The 19,226-nt window shown below is 30.2% G+C and carries 26 protein-coding genes and 5 tRNA genes; 11 read left to right on the top strand and 20 right to left on the bottom strand.

The window, feature by feature from the left end; translation table 11 throughout:
* Positions 1-2: 2 nt before the first annotated feature.
* The 8 genes from rplA to ACIJYF_RS02855 all read right to left on the bottom strand — a co-directional run bounded on the left by rplA (position 3) and on the right by ACIJYF_RS02855 (position 3,381).
* Positions 3-692 carry a 50S ribosomal protein L1 gene (gene rplA / locus ACIJYF_RS02890; RefSeq protein ID WP_435117604.1) on the bottom strand — a complete coding sequence of 230 codons (690 nt, stop codon included), beginning with the start codon at positions 690-692 and terminating at the stop codon, positions 3-5.
* Positions 692-1,117 carry a 50S ribosomal protein L11 gene (gene rplK, locus ACIJYF_RS02885; RefSeq protein ID WP_435088949.1) on the bottom strand — a complete coding sequence of 142 codons (426 nt, stop codon included), beginning with the start codon at positions 1,115-1,117 and terminating at the stop codon, positions 692-694. Before rplK ends, rplA begins: the two co-directional genes overlap by 1 nt.
* Positions 1,117-1,647 carry a transcription termination/antitermination protein NusG gene (gene nusG / locus ACIJYF_RS02880; protein ID WP_435117602.1) on the bottom strand — a complete coding sequence of 177 codons (531 nt, stop codon included), beginning with the start codon at positions 1,645-1,647 and terminating at the stop codon, positions 1,117-1,119. Before nusG ends, rplK begins: the two co-directional genes overlap by 1 nt.
* Positions 1,647-1,838 (bottom strand): preprotein translocase subunit SecE, encoded by a 192-nt coding sequence (gene secE, locus ACIJYF_RS02875; RefSeq protein ID WP_435098260.1) that lies wholly within the window; start codon positions 1,836-1,838, stop codon positions 1,647-1,649. Before secE ends, nusG begins: the two co-directional genes overlap by 1 nt.
* A gap of 17 nt (positions 1,839-1,855) precedes the next feature.
* Positions 1,856-1,931: transfer RNA gene (locus tag ACIJYF_RS02870), tRNA-Trp, on the bottom strand.
* Between the two features lie 10 nt (positions 1,932-1,941).
* Positions 1,942-3,132, bottom strand: a complete 1,191-nt coding sequence (gene tuf, locus ACIJYF_RS02865) for an elongation factor Tu (protein WP_435117600.1) — start codon at positions 3,130-3,132, stop codon at positions 1,942-1,944.
* A 46-nt stretch (positions 3,133-3,178) separates the two neighbouring features.
* Positions 3,179-3,252 (bottom strand) — tRNA-Gly (locus ACIJYF_RS02860).
* Between the two features lie 44 nt (positions 3,253-3,296).
* Positions 3,297-3,381 (bottom strand) — tRNA-Tyr (locus tag ACIJYF_RS02855).
* A 128-nt stretch (positions 3,382-3,509) separates the two neighbouring features.
* On the opposite strand from ACIJYF_RS02855, the gene rlmB reads away from it, so the two are divergent.
* On the top strand, positions 3,510-4,253 hold the full coding sequence (gene rlmB, locus ACIJYF_RS02850; RefSeq protein WP_435117598.1) for a 23S rRNA (guanosine(2251)-2'-O)-methyltransferase RlmB: 744 nt from the start codon (positions 3,510-3,512) through the stop codon (positions 4,251-4,253).
* Positions 4,254-4,286: 33 nt separating this feature from the next.
* Positions 4,287-4,362: transfer RNA gene (locus ACIJYF_RS02845), tRNA-Thr, on the top strand.
* 208 nt (positions 4,363-4,570) lie between these two features.
* Here ACIJYF_RS02845 and ACIJYF_RS02840 read toward each other — a convergent pair.
* From ACIJYF_RS02840 to ACIJYF_RS02795, 10 genes are all read right to left on the bottom strand, one after another.
* Positions 4,571-5,341 (bottom strand): NAD kinase, encoded by a 771-nt coding sequence (locus ACIJYF_RS02840; RefSeq protein ID WP_435117597.1) that lies wholly within the window; start codon positions 5,339-5,341, stop codon positions 4,571-4,573.
* A 4-nt stretch (positions 5,342-5,345) separates the two neighbouring features.
* Positions 5,346-5,431: transfer RNA gene (locus ACIJYF_RS02835), tRNA-Leu, on the bottom strand.
* 122 nt (positions 5,432-5,553) lie between these two features.
* Positions 5,554-6,069: an SHOCT domain-containing protein gene (locus ACIJYF_RS02830; RefSeq protein WP_435117595.1), complete on the bottom strand. Its 516-nt coding sequence runs from the start codon at positions 6,067-6,069 to the stop codon at positions 5,554-5,556.
* Between the two features lie 31 nt (positions 6,070-6,100).
* On the bottom strand, positions 6,101-6,382 hold the full coding sequence (locus tag ACIJYF_RS02825) for a hypothetical protein (protein ID WP_435117593.1): 282 nt from the start codon (positions 6,380-6,382) through the stop codon (positions 6,101-6,103).
* A gap of 59 nt (positions 6,383-6,441) precedes the next feature.
* The gene (locus ACIJYF_RS02820) at positions 6,442-6,978 is read right to left on the bottom strand and encodes a hypothetical protein (protein WP_435117591.1); all 537 of its coding nucleotides are present in this window, start codon (positions 6,976-6,978) and stop codon (positions 6,442-6,444) included.
* Entirely contained in the window at positions 6,972-7,994 is a 1,023-nt protein-coding gene (locus tag ACIJYF_RS02815; protein WP_435117589.1) for a hypothetical protein, read from the bottom strand. The genes ACIJYF_RS02820 and ACIJYF_RS02815 overlap by 7 nt, the downstream gene beginning before the upstream one ends.
* A gap of 11 nt (positions 7,995-8,005) precedes the next feature.
* Positions 8,006-8,665: a hypothetical protein gene (locus tag ACIJYF_RS02810; RefSeq protein ID WP_435117587.1), complete on the bottom strand. Its 660-nt coding sequence runs from the start codon at positions 8,663-8,665 to the stop codon at positions 8,006-8,008.
* A 48-nt stretch (positions 8,666-8,713) separates the two neighbouring features.
* Positions 8,714-9,424, bottom strand: a complete 711-nt coding sequence (locus tag ACIJYF_RS02805; protein WP_435117585.1) for a hypothetical protein — start codon at positions 9,422-9,424, stop codon at positions 8,714-8,716.
* Positions 9,425-9,437: 13 nt separating this feature from the next.
* A complete protein-coding gene (locus ACIJYF_RS02800; RefSeq protein ID WP_435117583.1) occupies positions 9,438-9,839 on the bottom strand; it encodes a gamma-glutamylcyclotransferase family protein in 402 nt (133 codons plus the stop codon).
* Positions 9,840-10,589 carry a competence/damage-inducible protein A gene (locus ACIJYF_RS02795; protein WP_435117581.1) on the bottom strand — a complete coding sequence of 250 codons (750 nt, stop codon included), beginning with the start codon at positions 10,587-10,589 and terminating at the stop codon, positions 9,840-9,842. It lies immediately after the preceding gene.
* 20 nt (positions 10,590-10,609) lie between these two features.
* Here ACIJYF_RS02795 and sfsA point away from each other — a divergent pair, with 20 nt between their 5' ends.
* The 9 genes from sfsA to grxD are packed head-to-tail and all read left to right on the top strand — an operon-like array spanning position 10,610 to position 17,835.
* The gene (sfsA, locus tag ACIJYF_RS02790) at positions 10,610-11,308 is read left to right on the top strand and encodes a DNA/RNA nuclease SfsA (protein WP_435117970.1); all 699 of its coding nucleotides are present in this window, start codon (positions 10,610-10,612) and stop codon (positions 11,306-11,308) included.
* Complete coding sequence (gene map, locus ACIJYF_RS02785) at positions 11,301-12,071, top strand: type I methionyl aminopeptidase (RefSeq protein ID WP_435117579.1); 771 nt, start codon at positions 11,301-11,303, stop codon at positions 12,069-12,071. The genes sfsA and map overlap by 8 nt, the downstream gene beginning before the upstream one ends.
* Positions 12,072-12,074: 3 nt before the next feature.
* On the top strand, positions 12,075-13,367 hold the full coding sequence (gene purB, locus ACIJYF_RS02780) for an adenylosuccinate lyase (RefSeq protein WP_435117577.1): 1,293 nt from the start codon (positions 12,075-12,077) through the stop codon (positions 13,365-13,367).
* On the top strand, positions 13,367-14,152 hold the full coding sequence (purC, locus tag ACIJYF_RS02775) for a phosphoribosylaminoimidazolesuccinocarboxamide synthase (RefSeq protein WP_435088920.1): 786 nt from the start codon (positions 13,367-13,369) through the stop codon (positions 14,150-14,152). The genes purB and purC overlap by 1 nt, the downstream gene beginning before the upstream one ends.
* Positions 14,149-14,391 (top strand): phosphoribosylformylglycinamidine synthase subunit PurS, encoded by a 243-nt coding sequence (gene purS, locus ACIJYF_RS02770; RefSeq protein WP_435117575.1) that lies wholly within the window; start codon positions 14,149-14,151, stop codon positions 14,389-14,391. The genes purC and purS overlap by 4 nt, the downstream gene beginning before the upstream one ends.
* Before the next feature lie 3 nt (positions 14,392-14,394).
* Positions 14,395-15,078, top strand: coding sequence for a phosphoribosylformylglycinamidine synthase I (gene purQ, locus ACIJYF_RS02765; RefSeq protein WP_435117573.1), 684 nt, complete (start codon positions 14,395-14,397; stop codon positions 15,076-15,078).
* On the top strand, positions 15,075-17,267 hold the full coding sequence (purL, locus tag ACIJYF_RS02760; protein WP_435117968.1) for a phosphoribosylformylglycinamidine synthase subunit PurL: 2,193 nt from the start codon (positions 15,075-15,077) through the stop codon (positions 17,265-17,267). Before purQ ends, purL begins: the two co-directional genes overlap by 4 nt.
* Positions 17,267-17,497 (top strand): BolA/IbaG family iron-sulfur metabolism protein, encoded by a 231-nt coding sequence (locus ACIJYF_RS02755; protein WP_435117966.1) that lies wholly within the window; start codon positions 17,267-17,269, stop codon positions 17,495-17,497. Before purL ends, ACIJYF_RS02755 begins: the two co-directional genes overlap by 1 nt.
* A complete protein-coding gene (gene grxD / locus ACIJYF_RS02750; RefSeq protein ID WP_435117571.1) occupies positions 17,497-17,835 on the top strand; it encodes a Grx4 family monothiol glutaredoxin in 339 nt (112 codons plus the stop codon). The genes ACIJYF_RS02755 and grxD overlap by 1 nt, the downstream gene beginning before the upstream one ends.
* A gap of 3 nt (positions 17,836-17,838) precedes the next feature.
* Here the strand turns inward: grxD and rpsD are convergent, their stop codons facing one another.
* Both rpsD and ACIJYF_RS02740 read right to left on the bottom strand, forming a co-directional pair.
* Complete coding sequence (rpsD, locus tag ACIJYF_RS02745; protein ID WP_435098215.1) at positions 17,839-18,456, bottom strand: 30S ribosomal protein S4; 618 nt, start codon at positions 18,454-18,456, stop codon at positions 17,839-17,841.
* Positions 18,457-18,496: 40 nt separating this feature from the next.
* Entirely contained in the window at positions 18,497-19,210 is a 714-nt protein-coding gene (locus ACIJYF_RS02740) for an RNA methyltransferase (RefSeq protein ID WP_435117569.1), read from the bottom strand.
* Between the last annotated feature and the right edge of the window lie 16 nt (positions 19,211-19,226).

The following is a 19,226-nucleotide window of genomic DNA, read 5'->3' as shown; positions in this document are numbered from 1 at the left end:
ACTTATATCGACTTCCCTAATTTAACTTTATATGAAACTCCCATTGATGATGTAACAAAAGTATTTTTGATTAAATCACCTTTTAGAGTATTGTTAGATTTTTCCTTCTCTAAAGCATCTAATATTGAATGAAAGTTTTTTAATAATTGATCGTCATGAAATGATTTTTTTCCAATACTCACACCTATATTTCCATCTTTATCATTTCTGATTTCTACTTGACCAGATTTAGCATTAGTTACTGCTTCTTTAATATTTTCTGATACCGAACCAAGTTTTGGATTTGGCATCAATCCTTTTGGACCTAATACTTTACCTAATTTAGAAAGTTTAATCATCATACCAGGTGTACATATTAATTTTTCAAAATTTAATTCACCACCTTTAATTTTTTCAACAAACTCATCACTGCCAACAATATCAGCACCAGCATCTTTAGCTTCTTGAGCTTTGTTATCTTCACAAACAACTGCAACTTTAACATTTTTTCCAGTACCACCAGGTAAGTTAACAACAGTTCTAATATTAACTTCACTTTTTTTTTGTTTGTTATTTATTTGAAAGCTTAAATCTAAAAACTCATCAAATTTGGTTGTACAATTTTTCTTAACTTCAGCTAATAATTTTTCAATCACCTCAGCGTTTAAATCTTTAGTTTTTTCAGGTAATTTTTTATATCTTTTGGATGGCATTATTCTTTTACCTCTATACCCATTGATCTTGCTGAACCTGCAATGATTTTTACTGCCTCTTCTAAATCATGAGCATTTAAATCTTGCATTTTTTGAGTAGCAATATCTTCTAATTGTTTTTTTGATATTGATGCAACAATATTTCTTCCAGGTTCTTTTGATCCACTTTTACGTTTAACTGCTTCTTTGATAAAGAACGATGCTGGTGGAGATTTAATTTTAAAATCAAATTTTTTATCTTTGTAAACTGTAATTTCTACTGGAACAGGTTTTCCAGCCATTGATTTAGTTTTGTCGTTAAAAGCTTTACAAAATTCCATGATGTTAACACCACGTTGTCCTAACGCAGGTCCAACTGGGGGCGCAGGATTTGCTTGACCGCCTTTAATTTGTAACTTTATAAATCCACTAATTTCTTTTGCCATTAACTTACTTTCTCAACTTGGTTATATTCTAAATCTACTGGTGTTGGACGTCCGAATATAGAAACTGAGACCTTAAGTCTAGACTTTTCTTCATCTATATCTTCCACCATTCCACTGAATGATGCAAAAGGACCATCAACAACCTGAACTTTTTCACCAACGCTGTACTCTATACCAGATTTTGGCTGAGCCACACCATCTTTTATTTGACCTAATATTTTTTCAATTTCTTTATCAGAAACTGGAACAGGAATACCTTTAGAGCCTAAAAATCCACTTACTCTCTTTAGATTTTTAATCATATGATAAATATCATTATTCATTTCACACTTAACAAGGACGTAGCCAGGAAAATATTTCTTTTTTCTTTGAATTCTTTTTCCTCTTTTAACTTCTGTTACATCATGAGTTGGGACAATAATTTCCTCAAATTTATCAGAAATCTTAGCTTTTTCAGCTTCCTCTTTAATTAAAGCAGAAACTTTGTTCTCAAAGTTAGAGTGCGATTGAACTATGAACCAATTTTTCATTAAATACTTACCTTAAGTAACAATTCTAGAAAAAACTTTAAAACTTGATCCAGAAGAAGAAAAAATAATGACATTACAACAGCCATTGCAAAAACCATTAATGCTCCCTGCAAAGTCTCTTTCCATGTAGGCCATGAAACTTTAAAAGCTTCTTGTTTTACTTCCTGAATAAATTTAATCGGGTTTTTCATAATTACTTAGCTCTAATTGGCAGGAGCGGAGGGACTCGAACCCTCAGCCTCCGGTTTTGGAGACCGGCGCTCTACCAATTGAGCTACACTCCTATTTATAGAGTTACTCTATAATTTTTGTTACTACTCCTGCTCCAACAGTTCTTCCACCTTCTCTAATAGCAAAGTTTAATTGTTCTGACATTGCAATCGGTGTAATTAACTTAACAGTAAATTTAGCATCATCACCTGGCATAACCATTTCAGTACCAGCTGGTAATTCTACTTCTCCTGTTACGTCTGTTGTTCTAAAATAAAACTGAGGTCTGTATTTTGTAAAGAAAGGAGTGTGTCTTCCACCCTCATCTTTTTTAAGTACATACGCTTGTGCTTCAAATTTAGTATGTGGAGTAATTGATCCAGATTTACAAAGAACTTGGCCTCTTTCGATGTCTGTTCTTTCAATACCTCTCAATAAAATTCCAACGTTATCACCAGCCTCACCAGAATCTAAAAGTTTTCTAAACATTTCTACTCCAGTACAAACTGATTTTTTAGTTTCTTTAATACCAACGATTTCAACTTCTTCACCAGTTTTAATTACACCTGATTCAATTCTACCAGTTGCAACTGTTCCTCTTCCTGAAATTGAAAATACATCCTCAACTGGCATCAAGAACGGTTTGTCTACATCTCTAGCTGGTTGTGGAATATGTTCATCAACAGCTTTCATTAATTCTAAAATTGAATTTTTTCCAATTTCTTCATCTCTTTTTTCTACCGCTGCTAATGCTGATCCTTTAACGATTGGAGTTGTTTCTCCAGGATATTTGTATGAAGTTAAAAGTTCTCTAATTTCTTCTTCTACAAGTTCAATCATATCTTTATCATCAACTTGGTCTACTTTATTTAAGTAAACAACAATAGCTGGGATTCCAACTTGTCTTCCTAAAAGAATGTGTTCTCTAGTTTGCGGCATAGGACCATCTGCAGCGTTAACTACTAAGATAGCTCCATCCATTTGTGCAGCACCAGTGATCATGTTTTTAACATAGTCAGCGTGACCTGGACAATCTACGTGAGCGTAATGTCTTTTTTCAGTTTCATACTCAACGTGAGCTGTTGAAATTGTAATTCCTCTTTCTTTTTCTTCAGGAGCTTTATCGATTTGATCATAAGCTACTGCTGCTGCTCCACCTGCTTCTGCTAAAGTGATTGTGATAGCTGCAGTAAGAGTTGTTTTACCATGGTCGACATGACCAATAGTCCCAATGTTACAGTGGGGTTTACTTCTAACAAACTTTTCTTTTGACATTACTTTTTTACCTCAGTTTTTGTTTTCATTAATAATTTTTTTTTCTTGGAGCGGGTAAAGGGAATCGAACCCTTACATCCAGCTTGGAAGGCTAGCGTTCTACCATTGAACTACACCCGCACAACCCCAAGAGTAACACTCCATGTTACTTAAAATTTATTGAATGGTGGAGGGGAAAGATTCGAACTTTCGAAGACCGAAGTCAACGGGTTTACAGCCCGCCCCATTTGACCGCTCTGGAACCCCTCCTCTGGGGAAGTGTCCCCTGTTCAATAAAGCTTCAAACAACATGCGTTTTATATATTTTATTTATTCAAATGCAACACGTGATTTAATAGATAAATATTCAAAAAAACGTGTAAAACTCGATAAAATTTATGAATAAATCGTCTTTTTTCATTGCTGGTCAACATGCTGTAATCGAAGCGCTTAGAAATCCTGATCGAAAAGTTTTAAGAGTGTTTTTAACTGAAGATGCTAAAAAAAATATTCACAGAAAAAACCCAAGAAAAAATGTTTTAGAGGACGTTAAAGTTTATTTTAAATCTAAAAAAGAATTAGACAAATACACATCTAAAGAACAATTAATGCATGGAGGTTATGTTGCAGAAGTTGAGCACTTAAATCAACCTGATATAAAAGAATATATAAAAGAAAAAAAGAACTGTACTTTTGTTTGTCTTGATGAAGTAACTGATCCAAGAAACATTGGTTCATTAATTAGAAGTGCCGCATCATTTAAAATAGATGGATTGATTATTAAAGAAAGACATTTTCCAAAAGATAGCAAGCTTATGTACAAGTCTGCTAGTGGTTGCATGGAACATTTAAATATTTTTCAAGTATCTAATATCAATTCAACACTAAAAAATTTAAGAGAAAGAAATTTTTGGGTTTATGGTTTTGATGCTAGAGGAGATAAGGATTTTACAGAGGTAAAATGGGAAGGAAAAAATGTTCTTCTCTTTGGATCTGAAGGATTTGGTATGAGAGAGCACACTGGTAAATATGCTGATTTCTTTGTTAAAATAGATATGAGCAAAGATATAGAAAGTTTGAATATATCAAATAGCGCAGCTATTGTTTTTCACCACCTTGGTTATTTAAAAAAAAAGAGTTGATTATTTAACAAATAATTAATAGTTATTGCGCATGCCCTTGTAGCTCAGTTGGTAGAGCAATTGATTTGTAATCAATAGGTCCGCGGTTCGAATCCGTGCGGGGGCACCACTAAAATATTTTATTCTATTTCTCTTTTAAAAAAAACTGGAACATTCTTTTTAATGAAAGTACGTCTGATTTATCAACTACTTCTATTAATTCCCAACCTTCTTTACCCCAATAATTTAACTTGTTCTCAATTTTTTATCACCATCACTGGTAAGACTAATTTTAGTCTCTAAAAATGTAACTTTATATTCAAACTTTTTCATTAATTCTAGCTAGTTTCATTTCTTATTTGTTCAATTTTAATTTTTTTTTGAAGACTTCTATTTTTATCATAAAGAAGATTAAATTTAATTTTGTTATTAGTTTTAACTGTAATTGATTTAGCATTTCTTACCTCTAAATTATCTGCTACAGCACTTATAGGTCTCTTAGATGGATCTAAATTTGTTATAACAATTTTAGATTTATCATTAACTATTTTACCCTTCCATCTTCGTGGTCTAAACGCACTTATAGGAGATATAGATAGTTTTTTTGAATGAAGACTTAAGATGGGCCCATGAACAGAAAGATTGTAAGCTGTACTCCCTGCAGGAGTTGAAACTAATACCCCATCTGAAACTAACTTTTTAATTATTTGTCTTGAACCTTGTTTAATAGATAATGATGCGGCTTGTCTACTTTGTCTCAAAATAGAAATTTCATTAATTGCTAAAGATTTTCTAGTTTGATTACTTTTATTTTTTACAATCATTTCTAAAGGGGAAATAGAAACCATATTTGCTTTAGATAGGTTTTTGATAATATTTTTTGAAGAAAATTTATTCATCAAGAAACCGTAGTTTCCTGAATTGATGCCATAAAATTGTTTTTTCGAATTCTTATTTTTTTTTAGTGTTTGAAGCATAAAACCATCACCTCCAATCACGATAATAAGATTGTCTTTTTTAAATTGTTCTTGATTTAGTTTTTTAACTAATAGTTTTTTTATTTTAAAAGATTTCGTGTTTTTATCAGAAATAATCTGAAGTTTAGTCATTTAGTGGTGCCCTCGGCCAAACTCGAACTGGCACTCCGCAAGCGGCAAGGATTTTAAGTCCTTTGTGTCTACCAATTTCACCACGAGGGCATTAATGAATTTCATGAGTGTTTAAGCTAATATATATAATTGAACAAGTCTAATAAGTAAATTTTTTTAAATTTATCCCTAATTAACAATCAATTAGAAATAATTTTATTAGTTATCTAAAATTAGTTAAGAATCTGTTTTTTTGCGTTATCAAATTCTTCTTGAGTAATAATCTCAGCATCTAACAATTCTTTAAGATCTTTCAATTTTTCAATATTATTATTACTACCAATATTGTTGTTATCACCTGAGATTTTTTGCATTGGAAACATTATATTTTGCTGCGGGTAAGTACAACCTGCACCAGTTTGTCTATCAACAGCTATGCCAATTATCCCACCAAAAATAATATTTCCCCAAGCCATACCTTTGGATTTATCTTGAATAGATCCTGCAGATGGATTTGCAGGTATATAGCCCTTTTTTGAACAAGTAACAGTTAACTGATCACATGCATTTCTAACCATTACAGAACCAGGTGTAGAATTTACATAATAACTACCTTTTGAATTTGAAAGTGTGCACATTGCTCCTGTTATTTCTCCCGTGGTGACAGACATTGATTGATTTTTTGACTCAGAAATTGAAGCGCAGTTATTTAAAATTAAAAAGATAAAAATTATAAAATAGAATTTCATAAGTCAAATTTACACTTTAAATTATGCTAAATCAATCTTTTGTAGAAATTTTAAATTTTATTTTTTTTTCTAAATTATCTTTACCTTTTCCATTCACTTCTCCATCAAGATTATTTAAAGTTAAAGTTCCTGAAGCATTAATATTCTTTTTTAAACAAATAAATGACCATGTGCCTTTGACTTGTGAAAGAGCATAAGTTCCGATACAATCTCCATCATCATTTGGTAGAGAAAATTTTACTTTACCAAATAAATCTTGTTCTGAGAAAGTTATTTTACCTAAAATAAGATCATCATATCCTTCCCAACTCATAGCAAAGGATCTTTTGCCTTCAATTATATTTGAATTAGCTTTTACTTTTGGTTTATTAACTAACTTTTCTTTTTTTTTATAATTTTCTCTTTTTTAGGAATCTTTACTATTTTTCCTAAATTGAATTCATCTTTTTTTATTTTTAAACATCTTCCAGAAGACTCGTATTCATAATTTTTATTAGTTAGAAATTCATTTTTTGGTGACCACCAATTTTCATTACGCGTAAATGCGTAACTATCGTTAATTTTTACAAAATTATATTTATTTTCAACCTTTTGATCGTTATTTGTTAGCTTGTTATAAACCTCATACCCTAAAGAATTTTCAATTAATTTTTGATCAGAAATTATTTCAATGAGCTTATCATTGTCACCTAAGTATTTAAATTTAATTGTTATAGATTTATTTATATGAAATTTTACATAATTTACTCCTATAATAGATCCTACTTTTAAAAGAGGGTCTTGACCTTTTATAATTTTTGAAATCTTTTCTGGACATTTAAAATATTTATTATTTGCAGAGGCTTGTGAAAATAGAAAACTTATTATTAAAAATAAATAAAATATTATTAATTTTGTTTTATTTAGCATGCATCACCAGCATGCGCTCTACAAGCATTCAATGCATCCTCATCTGATCCCCCTAGGGCATATACAATTATCATAGCCTCAATAGCTGCGGCTGCAGCGGCTTCTGAAACCCCTTGTTGAACAGCATAGGCAATAGCGGCATTTATTTCTCTAGCTAATTCAGTTTCTACAGCTTGCTCTATAGCTTGCCCAGTATATCTTTCTATCTCAGAAATAAAAGCGTTTGCCATTTCTTCACCAATTGTTTTTTCAATTTCTTGTCTTACAGCTTCAGTAATTTCTTTTCCTGCGTATTTTTCAGTGAGTTCTTGAATTATTTTTTCCTGTTCCAAAGAAATAACATTATTTTTCTTTTCCATAATTTTATCTATTTCGTCTATAGATAGATTGTATTTTACCGAAAGCTCCTCTTTAACCTTAGCGACTGCTTTATCAATTTTCTTATTAAATAGCATAAAATTGATCGATATTGGATTTTTAGAAGGTAGCACTATAAAATAATGAAAAGGCTTAATTCCTTGCACTTGCATTTGATAAAATGTTGCCTGATAGCGCGAAACATATCTACCAGTCCAATTTATAAGAACACTACCCTTGTATAATAAGTTACTTTTTAAATTTTGTTTATCTAGTTCAAATTTAAAAAACTTGCTTCCATTATTTGTAAACTTTACTTTGAAATTTCCTGATAGGGTAACATCTGTTTCACCTGTAAGCATGTTGTCAATTCTAATTGTTCCTGGATTAAGAGTATGAACCCTAAAATTATCAATATAGAATTCATATTTTATAAATTTTTCCTTACCTGTTGTTCCACTTATTTTTTTAATTGTGACAGAGTCCAAAGTCTCTTCTTTGTTTTCATCAATTAAACTTATTGCTTTTTTGAACTCATTTTCTGTTATTAAACCTTTTTCTAATAAATTTTTTAATTTATTAATTTTTTCTTCAGATTTTAGAGGAGTGATAAATATTAAAGTTGCTAAAAATAAAAAGCTTATAATTAACTTTGCCACTTTAATAATTTTTAGTTATTAAATAATTTCTCTTTTGCAGCATCGAACTCTTCTTTTGTTAGAGATCCATTTTCATATAATTTTGTTAAAGTTTCTAGTTCTTTAACGATATCATTATTGTCTTTCTTCTTAATTTTTTTTGTTTTGCTGTCTTTTTGTCCTGTAATATTAATATCTTCATTTACTTGACCCGTTTGGACATCTATTCCAATTAACTTTGATATGTCACCATCATAAAAACCTGCTTCTTTAATTTTTTTGGCCACAACATAAGGGCTTTTTAAATCCTTTCTTTTAATTGTTGTTTTTTTACCACCATTTTTCCACACAATTCTTCTTTTTTTTGCAAAAATAAAACAAGGGCTACCGTTAGAATATTTTTCACAAGATTTGATCAATCTTGCAGTATTTGTAGCTAAACAACCATCATGATATTCGGCAGGGCAATACATGTAATATGAGTATCTACCATTTTGAGAAATAGCCATTGTAGTAGGATTGTTTTTTCTTTTGGCATTTCCTGAATATTTTTTATTACCAGCTCCATACATATACATAATTACTGTTTCCATGGTGTTCTTATCTAGTTTTAAGGGACCTTTGCCCCATTTAGCATATGACGAGCCAGAAAAAAATGTTAAGATTATGATCGAGGTTAGAATTATTTTCATATATTCATAATTAAAAAAAATAGTTAAAAATTTCAACAAAAATCTAACTTACTGTCTATTTATCTGGTAAAAATCCTTACAAAACAATCTCTTGAGAGAATGTATACTTTTTTCCTCATAGATAATATCTACTATTTTAAAGTGTTTTTTGAACAGACTTTCATTGTAATATCCCTCAGATACATCAAAAATAAAAGATGTATTCTCATCACAACAAGTTTGAAATAATCTTAAATATTGATCTATAGGGTAATGATAACCCATAGATTTAAGAGAAATTACAAGATCAATTTTAGCGTCTATTTTAAAATCTTTTTCAACATCCAGGGTATTTATTGAACTTGGTCTTATATAATTATTAATAAGTAGATTTCTAGTTTCTTTTAGATCGTTGTAGCTTTCATAATCTGAACTAAACCCATACTTAATTACTTTATCAATTCTATTTTTATCTAATAAAAAAAAATTAGGTTGATTGTTATAAATTTTATTAAGAAAAATATTAATTATTCCTAGACCACAACCTATATCCATAATATTTTCAGCTTTTTTAGGTAAATAATTTTTAATTAATTCAATTTCTTTTTGAAATAACTCTTCAGTACGTTTTTCTATATCTTCAACTTGAAAATAATTAACAAAAAAATTTGTAAAAATAAGTCTACCAAATCTTTTCCTTAACCAATATTGGTTTTTTGATAACAGCTCATTACGTTGTAATAGTAGTAATTTTTTTGAAATTCGATTTAAAGATATCAATTTTTAATTACCATTATTTTTGTAAAGCTTTTTTAAGATATTTTGAGTTTAATTTACAATCTTTATAGCCTCTTTTAACAACATTTAAATATCTCTCTGTTGGAAATCTAAATGAAGATTTATTTACCATTGTATAAGTCATTACTTTTTTTCCGTAATAATAAAAATAATGCTTTCTATATAGTATTGGAAAATCTTCATATAAATCTAGTTTTTTTTCATCACTTTTTGATATGTCAAATAACCCGCCAGGAACAATTGAATTTTTCTTAGGTTCAATATCTGCGGCTCTATATTTGCTTCTAAATGTTAACCTAAAATCTTTGAGATTAATCTTTTTTAAAAAAATACTGTCTTTACATCTACGTTTCATTTGAAAAATATTTAAATTACTTCCGTAAGCAAAATAAAGCATTTAACGATCCACTACTTCAATTTTTTTTTCATTAACAAACTCTAAAATTTGTGAGTTACAATTATCAATTTTAGATTGATCCTCTGATCTAATTACAATTGAAACACCAAGTTTTCCAGCTTGAAAGAATGGATAACTTCCAATTTCAACATCATTGTTATCATCTTGAACTTTTGTTAGAGAATTAGCAATTTCACTTTCAACAGTTCTAAGACTTATCGTTAAACTTAAAATAGGTTTTCCTCCAACAACTCTATTAGTTAAACCCCCTAACATTGATTTTAAAATAGAAGGAACTCCTGGTAGGCAAAATACATTTTCAACATTAAAACCTGGGGCACCACTTGTAGGATTTAATATTAAATTAGCATTTTCAGGCATCCAAACCATCTTTTGTCTACCTTCATTAAAATCCCCTGGCTTATAGTAAGCTTCTAAAATCTTATAAGCTTCTTTATGTATCTCATATTTTAATCCAAATGCTTTTGAAACAGATTCTGCCGTAATGTCATCATGAGTGGGGCCAATGCCTCCTGTAGTAAAGACATAATCATAAGTTGATCTAAGTGTTTTAAGTGTATCAATTATTGTTTTCTCAATGTCAGGAATAACCCTAACCTCTCCAACTTTTACTCCAATAGAATTTAACCATGTTGCTAATGTCGAGGTGTTAGTATCTTGAGTTCTGCCAGATAAAATTTCATTCCCTATAATTAATATTGCGGCATTAACTTTTGTGTTTTTAGTCATTTTAAATGTATAATTTAGTAATGGAATTTACCAAGTCTTTAGTAAAAGGCAAATTAATCAAACGATACAAACGTTTCTTTACTGATGTTAAGTTGGGCAAAGAAATTGTAACTGCTCATTGTCCCAATACTGGATCAATGAAAGGTCTGCTCAATGAAGGAAACGATGTCTATTTACTTCCAAATAATGATCCTAAAAGAAAACTTAAATATGGCTTAGAAATTATTAAAACTAGAAAAAACCTTGTTGGGGTTAATACACATATGGCAAATAGAATAGCACAACATGCTTTAGAAAATAATCTTATTAAAGAGCTTAAAAATATTGATTTAATTAAACCAGAAGTGTTTTTTAACAAAGAAACCAGATTTGACTTCCTGATAGAAAAAAATAAACAAAAAAGCTTTGTAGAAGTGAAAAATGTCACTCTTTTTAGAGACAAGGAAACTGCAGAATTTCCAGATGCTGTAACCTCACGTGGTACTAAACATTTGCTTACTCTTATTGATGCCATAAAAAAAGGTTATAAGAGCTACTTATTATTTTTAGTTCAAATCCAAAATATGAAAAAATTCAAAATAGCTAAAGATATAGATAAAGAATATTATAATAATTATTTAATAGCTAAAAAAGCAGGTGTTAACTTTTTAGCTTATAGATGTGATATAAGTTCTAAAAAAATTTTTATAGATAAGAAATTAAAGATTATCGATGACTGATTATAAAGAAAAATTTGAAAAAATGAGAGTTGCAGGCAAACTTGCAGCTCAAACTCTAGATATGTTAACTGACAATATTAAAGAAGGTGTCTCAACAGACTATATTGATAAATTAGGTTATGAATTTATTAGAGATCACGGTGGATACTCTGCCCCTCTTTATTACAGGGGCTTTACAAAATCTTTATGCACTTCTTTAAATCATGTTGTGTGCCACGGTATTCCATCTGACAGAGTACTAAGAGATGGAGATGCGATTAATGTAGATGTAACCGCTATCGTGGATGAGCATTATGGAGATACAAGTCGAATGTTTTCAATTGGAAACACATCTATCAAACTAAATAATCTTATTGATACAACTTACGAATCTATGATGAGAGCAATAAAGATTTTAAAACCTGGAATTAGATTAGGAGATATAGGATATGAAATTCAATCATTCGTTGAAGACAAAGGTTTTTCTGTTGTAAGAGATTTTTGTGGTCATGGTATTAGCACAACATTTCATGAACCTCCTAATATTCTTCATTATGGAAGTAAAAACTCTGGAATGGATTTAAGACCTGGAATGACTTTTACAATTGAGCCTATGATTAATACAGGTAAATACGATGTTAAAATGTTAAATGATGGCTGGACTGCTGTTACAAAAGATAAATCTTTATCAGCACAATTCGAGCATACGTTAGGAATTACTGAAAATGGTTATGAAATCTTTACAGAATCTGCTAAAGGTTATTCCAAGCCTCCATACTTATAATTAATGATTAAAAGATACTCGCGAAAAGAATTAACTGACATTTGGTCAGAGGAAAATAAATATAAAATTTGGCTAGATGTCGAAGTTGCAGCTGCTGAAGCGATGGAAAAGCTTGGTCAAATTCCAAAAGGTGTTGCTTCAGTTGTAAGAAAAAAAGCTAAAATAAATGTAAGTAGAATTCACAAAATTGAGTCTGAAGTTAAACATGATGTTATAGCATTTCTCACCTCAGTTACTGAAAGAGCTGGAATTAAAGCCAGATACTTACACCAAGGAATGACTTCATCAGATGTATTAGACACCAGTTTTAACATTCAAATGGTTCAATCTGGTAAGATAATCCTTAAAGATTTAGATCAAATTTTAAAAGTTCTTAAAAAACAAGCCAAGAAATACAAATTCACACCATGCATGGGTAGAAGTCACGGTATTCATGCTGAACCGGTTACATTTGGTTTAAAATTGGCATCGTTTTACGAAGAATTTAAGAGAAATAGAAAAAGATTAGTTGATGCAATTGATGAAGTTTCTACTTGCGCAATATCTGGTGCTGTTGGAACCTTTGCAAATATCAACCCTAACGTAGAAAAACATGTTGCTAAAAAGTTAGGTTTAAAAATTGAGCCAATTTCAACTCAAGTAATACCAAGAGATCGTCATGCTTTTTATTTTTCAGTTTTAGGTATTATTGCTGGATCAATTGAAAGAGTTGCAGTTGAGATTAGACATTTACAAAGAACTGAAGTTTATGAAATGCAAGAATTCTTTTCAAAAAATCAAAAAGGTTCGTCTGCAATGCCGCATAAAAAAAATCCGATTTTAAGTGAAAACTTAACAGGACTTGCAAGAATGGTTAGAAGTGCTGTAATTCCTGCTTTAGAAAATATTGCCCTTTGGCACGAAAGAGATATTTCTCATTCAAGTGTTGAAAGAAATATTGGTCCTGATGCAAATATTACAACTAATTTTGCCCTTGTGAGACTAACAAATATTTTAGATAACATGATTGTTTATCCTAAAAAGATGTTAGAAAATTTAAATATCACTAAAGGGTTAATTTTTTCTCAAGAAGTAATGCTAGAATTAACAAAGTCTGGGTTAAGTAGAGAACAATCTTATAGAATGGTTCAAAATTATGCTAAAAAATGTTTTGCAGAAGATTTAGATTTATTTGATGTTATTAGCTCAGATAAATTAATTATGAGCAAAATTACTCCTAAAAAACTAAAATCTATATTTAGTTACGCAAAACACTTTAAAAATGTAAATTTCATCTTTAGAAGAGTTTTTAAATAATGAAAAAAGGAAAAAAACTATACGAAGGTAAAGCTAAAATTATTTACACAACAAATGATAAGAATTTAGTTATTCAATATTTTAAAGATGATGCAACCGCATTTAATAATCAAAAAAAATCTACTATTGAAGGAAAAGGGGTTTTGAATAATAGAATTTCAGAACATATCCTTTCAAATCTTTCTCAGATAGGAATTAAAAATCACTTGGTCAAAAGACTTAATATGAGAGAGCAAGTAATTAAATTGGTTGAAATCATTCCAATTGAATTCATTGTAAGAAATGTTGCAACCGGATCTATTACCAAAAGATTAGGAATTGAAGATGGAACAATTTTAAAAGAACCTCTTATTGAATATTGCTTAAAAGATGACAAGTTAGGCGATCCATTAATTGCAGAAGAGCATATCTTAGCTTTTGATTGGGCTACAAAAAAAGAAATCGAGAAAGTTAAGAAAATGATTTTAAGAATTAATGACTTTATGATCGGTATGTTTAGAGGTGTTGGAATTAAATTAATTGATTTTAAATTGGAATTTGGAAGATTAAAAGTTAACGGTAAAGAAGAGGTTATTCTTGCTGATGAAATTAGTCCTGATACTTGCAGACTTTGGGACAGTATTACTGACAAAAAGTTAGATAAAGACAGATTTAGAAAAAATTTAGGTGATTTAATTCCCGCTTATACAGAGGTTGCTAAAAGACTTGGAATACTTCACGAACAATCAAATGTTTCTGCAGTAAATGTTACAAAATTATCTTCAGTTAAAAGGAAACGTAAATGAAAATTTCCGTAATTATTACACTTAAAAAAGATGTGCTAGATCCTCAAGGAAAAGTTATTCACCAAACCTTAGATGGTATGGGTTTTAATGACATCAATGAAGTAAGACAAGGTAAATACTTTGAAATAGACACTAAAGAAAGTGATCCTAAAAAAGCTAAAGATAAAGTTGAAGAAATGTGCAAAAAACTTTTAGCTAATCTTGTTATTGAAAATTATAAAATTATTGATGCACAATAATTAATGAAATCATCCGTCATTACATTTCCAGGATCAAATTGTGATAGAGACATGGATGTTGCTCTCAAAAAATTTGGATTCAAAAATAAGATGGTTTGGCATGATGATGTTGAATTACCAAAAAGTGATTTAGTCGTTTTACCTGGTGGGTTTTCATATGGTGATTATTTAAGATGTGGAAGTATGGCCTCTAAATCTAAAATAATGAAATCTGTTATTAACTTTGCAAATTCTGGTGGAATGGTAATGGGAATTTGTAATGGCTTTCAAATTTTAGTTGAAACAGGTTTGGTTCCAGGCGTTTTGTTAAGAAACAAATACTTAGAATTTATTTGTAAAAATGTATTTGTTAAAATTAATAATAAACAAAATACTTACTTTAAAAATATTGATAATGAAGTTTTAGAATTTCACATTGCTCATAACGAAGGAAACTATTTTTGTACCAAAGAGCAATTAAAGGAAATTGAAGATAACGAGCAAATTGCAATTAATTACTGCGATAAAGATGGTAAAACTGAAGAGCAGTTTAATCCTAATGGATCCACTAAAAATATTGCAGGGATTTTTAATAAAGAAAAAAATGTTTTAGGGATGATGCCCCACCCTGAAAGAATGGTTGATCCTTCTCTATCAGGTGAAGATGGTTCCCTTTTTTTTAATAATTTAATTAATAATTTAAAATAATGGTAAACGAACAAGTAGCTATAGATCATGGACTAAAAAAAGATGAGTATGCTAAAATTTGTGAGCTACTAGATAGAACTCCAAACATTACAGAGCTTGGGATCTTCTCAGCAATGTGGAATGAACATTGTTCATATAAATCTTCGAGACTGCACTTAAAAACACTACCAACTAAAGGAAAGCAAGTTATCCAAGGTCCAGGAGAGAATGCTGGTGTAGTTGATATTGGGGATAATGATGCAATTGTATTTAAAATTGAAAGTCATAACCACCCTTCATTTATTGAACCCTATCAAGGGGCTGCAACTGGTGTTGGTGGCATCATGAGAGATGTCTTTACAATGGGAGCCCGTCCTATTGCTAACTTAAACTCTATTCATTTTGGCTCTCCTCAACATAAGAAAACTAAGAATTTATTAAGAGGGGTTGTGCACGGTATTGGTGGTTATGGAAATTGTATGGGAGTACCAACTATTGCTGGTCAAACGAACTTTGATAGTTCTTATAATGGTAACATTTTAGTCAATGCTATGACTTTAGGTTTGGTTAAAAAAGATAAGATTTTCTATTCAAAAGCTGCAGGATTAAACAAACCAGTAATTTATGTAGGCTCAAAGACAGGCCGTGATGGAATTCATGGTGCGAGCATGGCGTCAGCTAGTTTTGATGAAAAAATTGAAGAAAAAAAACCAACAGTTCAAGTTGGTGATCCATTTACTGAAAAATTATTACTCGAAGCATGTCTAGAGTTAATGGCAGGAGATTCAATTATAGCAATTCAAGATATGGGTGCAGCAGGACTTACCTCTTCAAGTATTGAAATGGCTTCTAAAGGAGATCTTGGAATTGAAATAAATTTAAATAAAGTTCCATGCAGAGAGAAAAACATGACTCCTTATGAAATCATGCTCTCTGAAAGCCAAGAAAGAATGTTAATTGTTCTTGAAAACGGCAAAGAAGAAAAAGCTAAAAAGATATTTGATAAATGGAATTTAGATTTTGCTGTAATTGGTAAAACAACTAATTCCAAAAAAATTGAATTATTTTTTGATAATGAGCGAGTGACAGATATTCCAGTTAATACTTTAGTTGAAAATTCACCGATGTATGACCGTAAATGGAAAAAAGCAAAACTTCCTAAAAAAAATAAAATTAAAAAAGAAGAACTTAAAAATTTAAAAATTATAGATGTTTTAAAGAAAGTTTTATCTCATCCAAATGTTTGTAGTAAAGAGTGGATCTGGCAACAGTACGATCACACAGTCATGGGAGACACTATTCAAAAACCCGGAGGTGACTTAGGAGTTGTTCGTGTTCATGGAACTGATAAAGCGGTAGCAGCATCAGTTGACAGTTCAGCAGTGTATTGTTGGGCACATCCATTAACTGGTGGAAAACAAGTAGTTTGTGAAAGTTTTAGAAATTTAATTTCTGTTGGAGCAAAACCAGTTGCTATTACTAATTGTTTAAACTTTGGTAGTCCGGAAAATGAAGAAAATATGGGAGAGTTTGTTGAGTGCGTTCAAGGTATTGGAGAAGCTGCCGAATATTTAAAATTCCCTGTTGTTTCAGGAAACGTATCTTTTTATAATCAAACTAAAGACGAAGGGATTAAGCCCACCCCATCCATTGGAGGAGTTGGTTTAATTAAAGATTATAAAAAAATGATTACCATGGATTTTAAACAAGTTGATAACATCGTTCTAGTTATTGGTAAAACAGAAGGTCATATCGATCAGAGTTTACTTGCAAGAAATATTTTAAATGAAAAAAATGGCCCTCCACCAGAGGTAAATTTATTTAATGAAAAAAATAATGGAGAAACCTTATTAAAGTTAATTGACGCAGGTCATATTAAAAGTGCTCATGATGTATCTACTGGAGGAATAATTACTGCTGTTTCAAAGATGTGTATTAATGGAAATAAGGGAATTAATCTTAAAAAACCAAAATATTTAATCAATGAAATTGAGTACTACTTTGGTGAAGATCAAGGTAGATACATAATTGAAGTAAGTAAAGATAGTCTTAAAAAAGTGACTGATATTTTAAACAAAAACGCCGTTCATTATGATGAACTTGGAACGATTAATGAAGATCAATTGTTTATTAACGAAAAGACAAAAGTATCAATTGACGAATTAACAACATCGAATACAAATTGGCTAACAAATTACATGAGCAAATAATGGCAATGGATTTAAAAGAAATCGAAAGTTTAATTAAAGAAGCTTTGGCTGATGCTACAGTTGAAATTCAAGATTTAGCTGGTGACGGTAATCATTACTCAGCAACAGTAACTTCTGCTCAATTCTCAGGTAAAAGTAAAATTGAACAACATAAAATGGTATATAGTTCTCTAAAGGGTAAAATGGGAAATGAATTACATGCCTTAGCAATTAAAACAAAGGAGCAATAATGGATGATAATACAAAAAATTTAATTCAAACTCATATTGATAGTAACGAAGTATGTTTATTTATGAAAGGTACACCTGATGCTCCTCAGTGTGGTTTTTCAATGGCTGTATCTAATATGTTAAAAATTCTTGAAGTTAATTTCCAAGGTGTAAATGTTTTAGAAGATCAAAATGTTAGAGAAGGAATAAAAACTTTCAGTGACTGGCCTACTATCCCACAACTTTATATCAAAAAAGAATTTGTTGGTGGCTGTGATATCGTAAAAGAAATGTACGAAAGTGGTGAATTAGCAAAATTACTTGAGACTAAAGGTATACGTTTTAAAGCTAAGAATTAATTATTATCTAGAGTAATATTCAATTACTAAATTTGGTTCCATTACAATTGGATAAGGAACTTCTTCAAACTTAGGTACTCTCACAAATTTAACTTTTTTGTTTTTCTCATCCATTTGAATGTATTCTGGTGTTTCTCTTTCTTTACTAGCTAATGCAATATCAATGATTGCTAATTGCTTAGATTTATCTCTGATCTCAATTGAGTCTTCTTCTTTAACTATGTAACTGCCAATATTAACTTTTTTACCGTTCACTCTTACGTGACCATGGTTAATTAATTGTCTTGAAGAAAAAACTGTTGTTGCAAATTTTGCTCTATAAATAACTGCATCTAATCTTCTTTCAAGTAAACCGATTAAATTTTCACCAGTATCACCTTTAAGCATAACAGCTTTTTTATAAATATTTCTAAATTGTCTCTCGTTAATGTTACCATAGTAAGCTTTTAGTTTTTGCTTAGCTTGTAACTGAGTTCCGTAATCTGATGGCTTACCTTTTCTACCTTGACCGTGTTGTCCTGGTCCGTAGTCTCTTTTATTGAAAGGACTCTTTGGTCGTCCCCATAGATTGGCTTTTAATCTTCTATCTACTTTATGTTTAGAGTTTAATCTTTTTGTCATTTGATAGTGGGGTTTATAAGCTTACAGGCTATTTTGTCAATCAACGTTTTTTACCCAAACTAGCAAATACACTAGCCAATATACGTGTTTCTTTGGCTGATAATTCCATTCTATAGAAAATATTTCTAAGATTTTCTAGCATAATAGGTTTCTTCTCCTTTGGTTTGAAAAAATTGATGCCATCTAAGTTTTGAATACATAAATTGGTCATTGAATGTATCTCTTTTTTAGAGGCCGCTTTAACCTTTTTAGATTTTTTAAAATTGGAAGTCTTAGATTTTATGATGCTTGAGACATACTGAGCAATTATGATTAAGCTATGAGATAAATTTAAGGATTTGAATTCAGGATTAGTTGGAATTTGTAACGTGTAATTTGCATAACTCACTTCATTATTCGACAAACCTGATGCTTCAGATCCAAAAAGAAATGCTACTTTTTTGGTGAAATCAATCTTTTTTAAGTCTTCTAATTGAATATGTTTAATGTTTTTGTTTCTAAATCTAGCAGATGTTGCAATGACATAATCTATATCTTTTAGTGCAGGCTCTAAGGTATCAAACACTTTACTCTTATTAATTATATTTTTAGCACCAACAGAAGTTGCTAAAATTTTATCATTAGGAAAAATAGGTTTTGGATCAACAACATATAGTTTTTGAAAATTAAAGTTCTTCATCCCTCTAGCACATGCACCAATATTTTCTGATAACTGTGGCTTATGTAAAATAAAAGTAATATTATTTGATAACATTATTTAAGATAAATCA

This window comes from Candidatus Pelagibacter bacterium nBUS_49, from assembly GCF_051200925.1.
Taxonomy (GTDB): Bacteria; Pseudomonadota; Alphaproteobacteria; order Pelagibacterales; family Pelagibacteraceae; genus Pelagibacter.
Note: the sequence above shows the minus strand (reverse complement) of the source record. Positions and strands in the feature narration are given on the sequence as shown.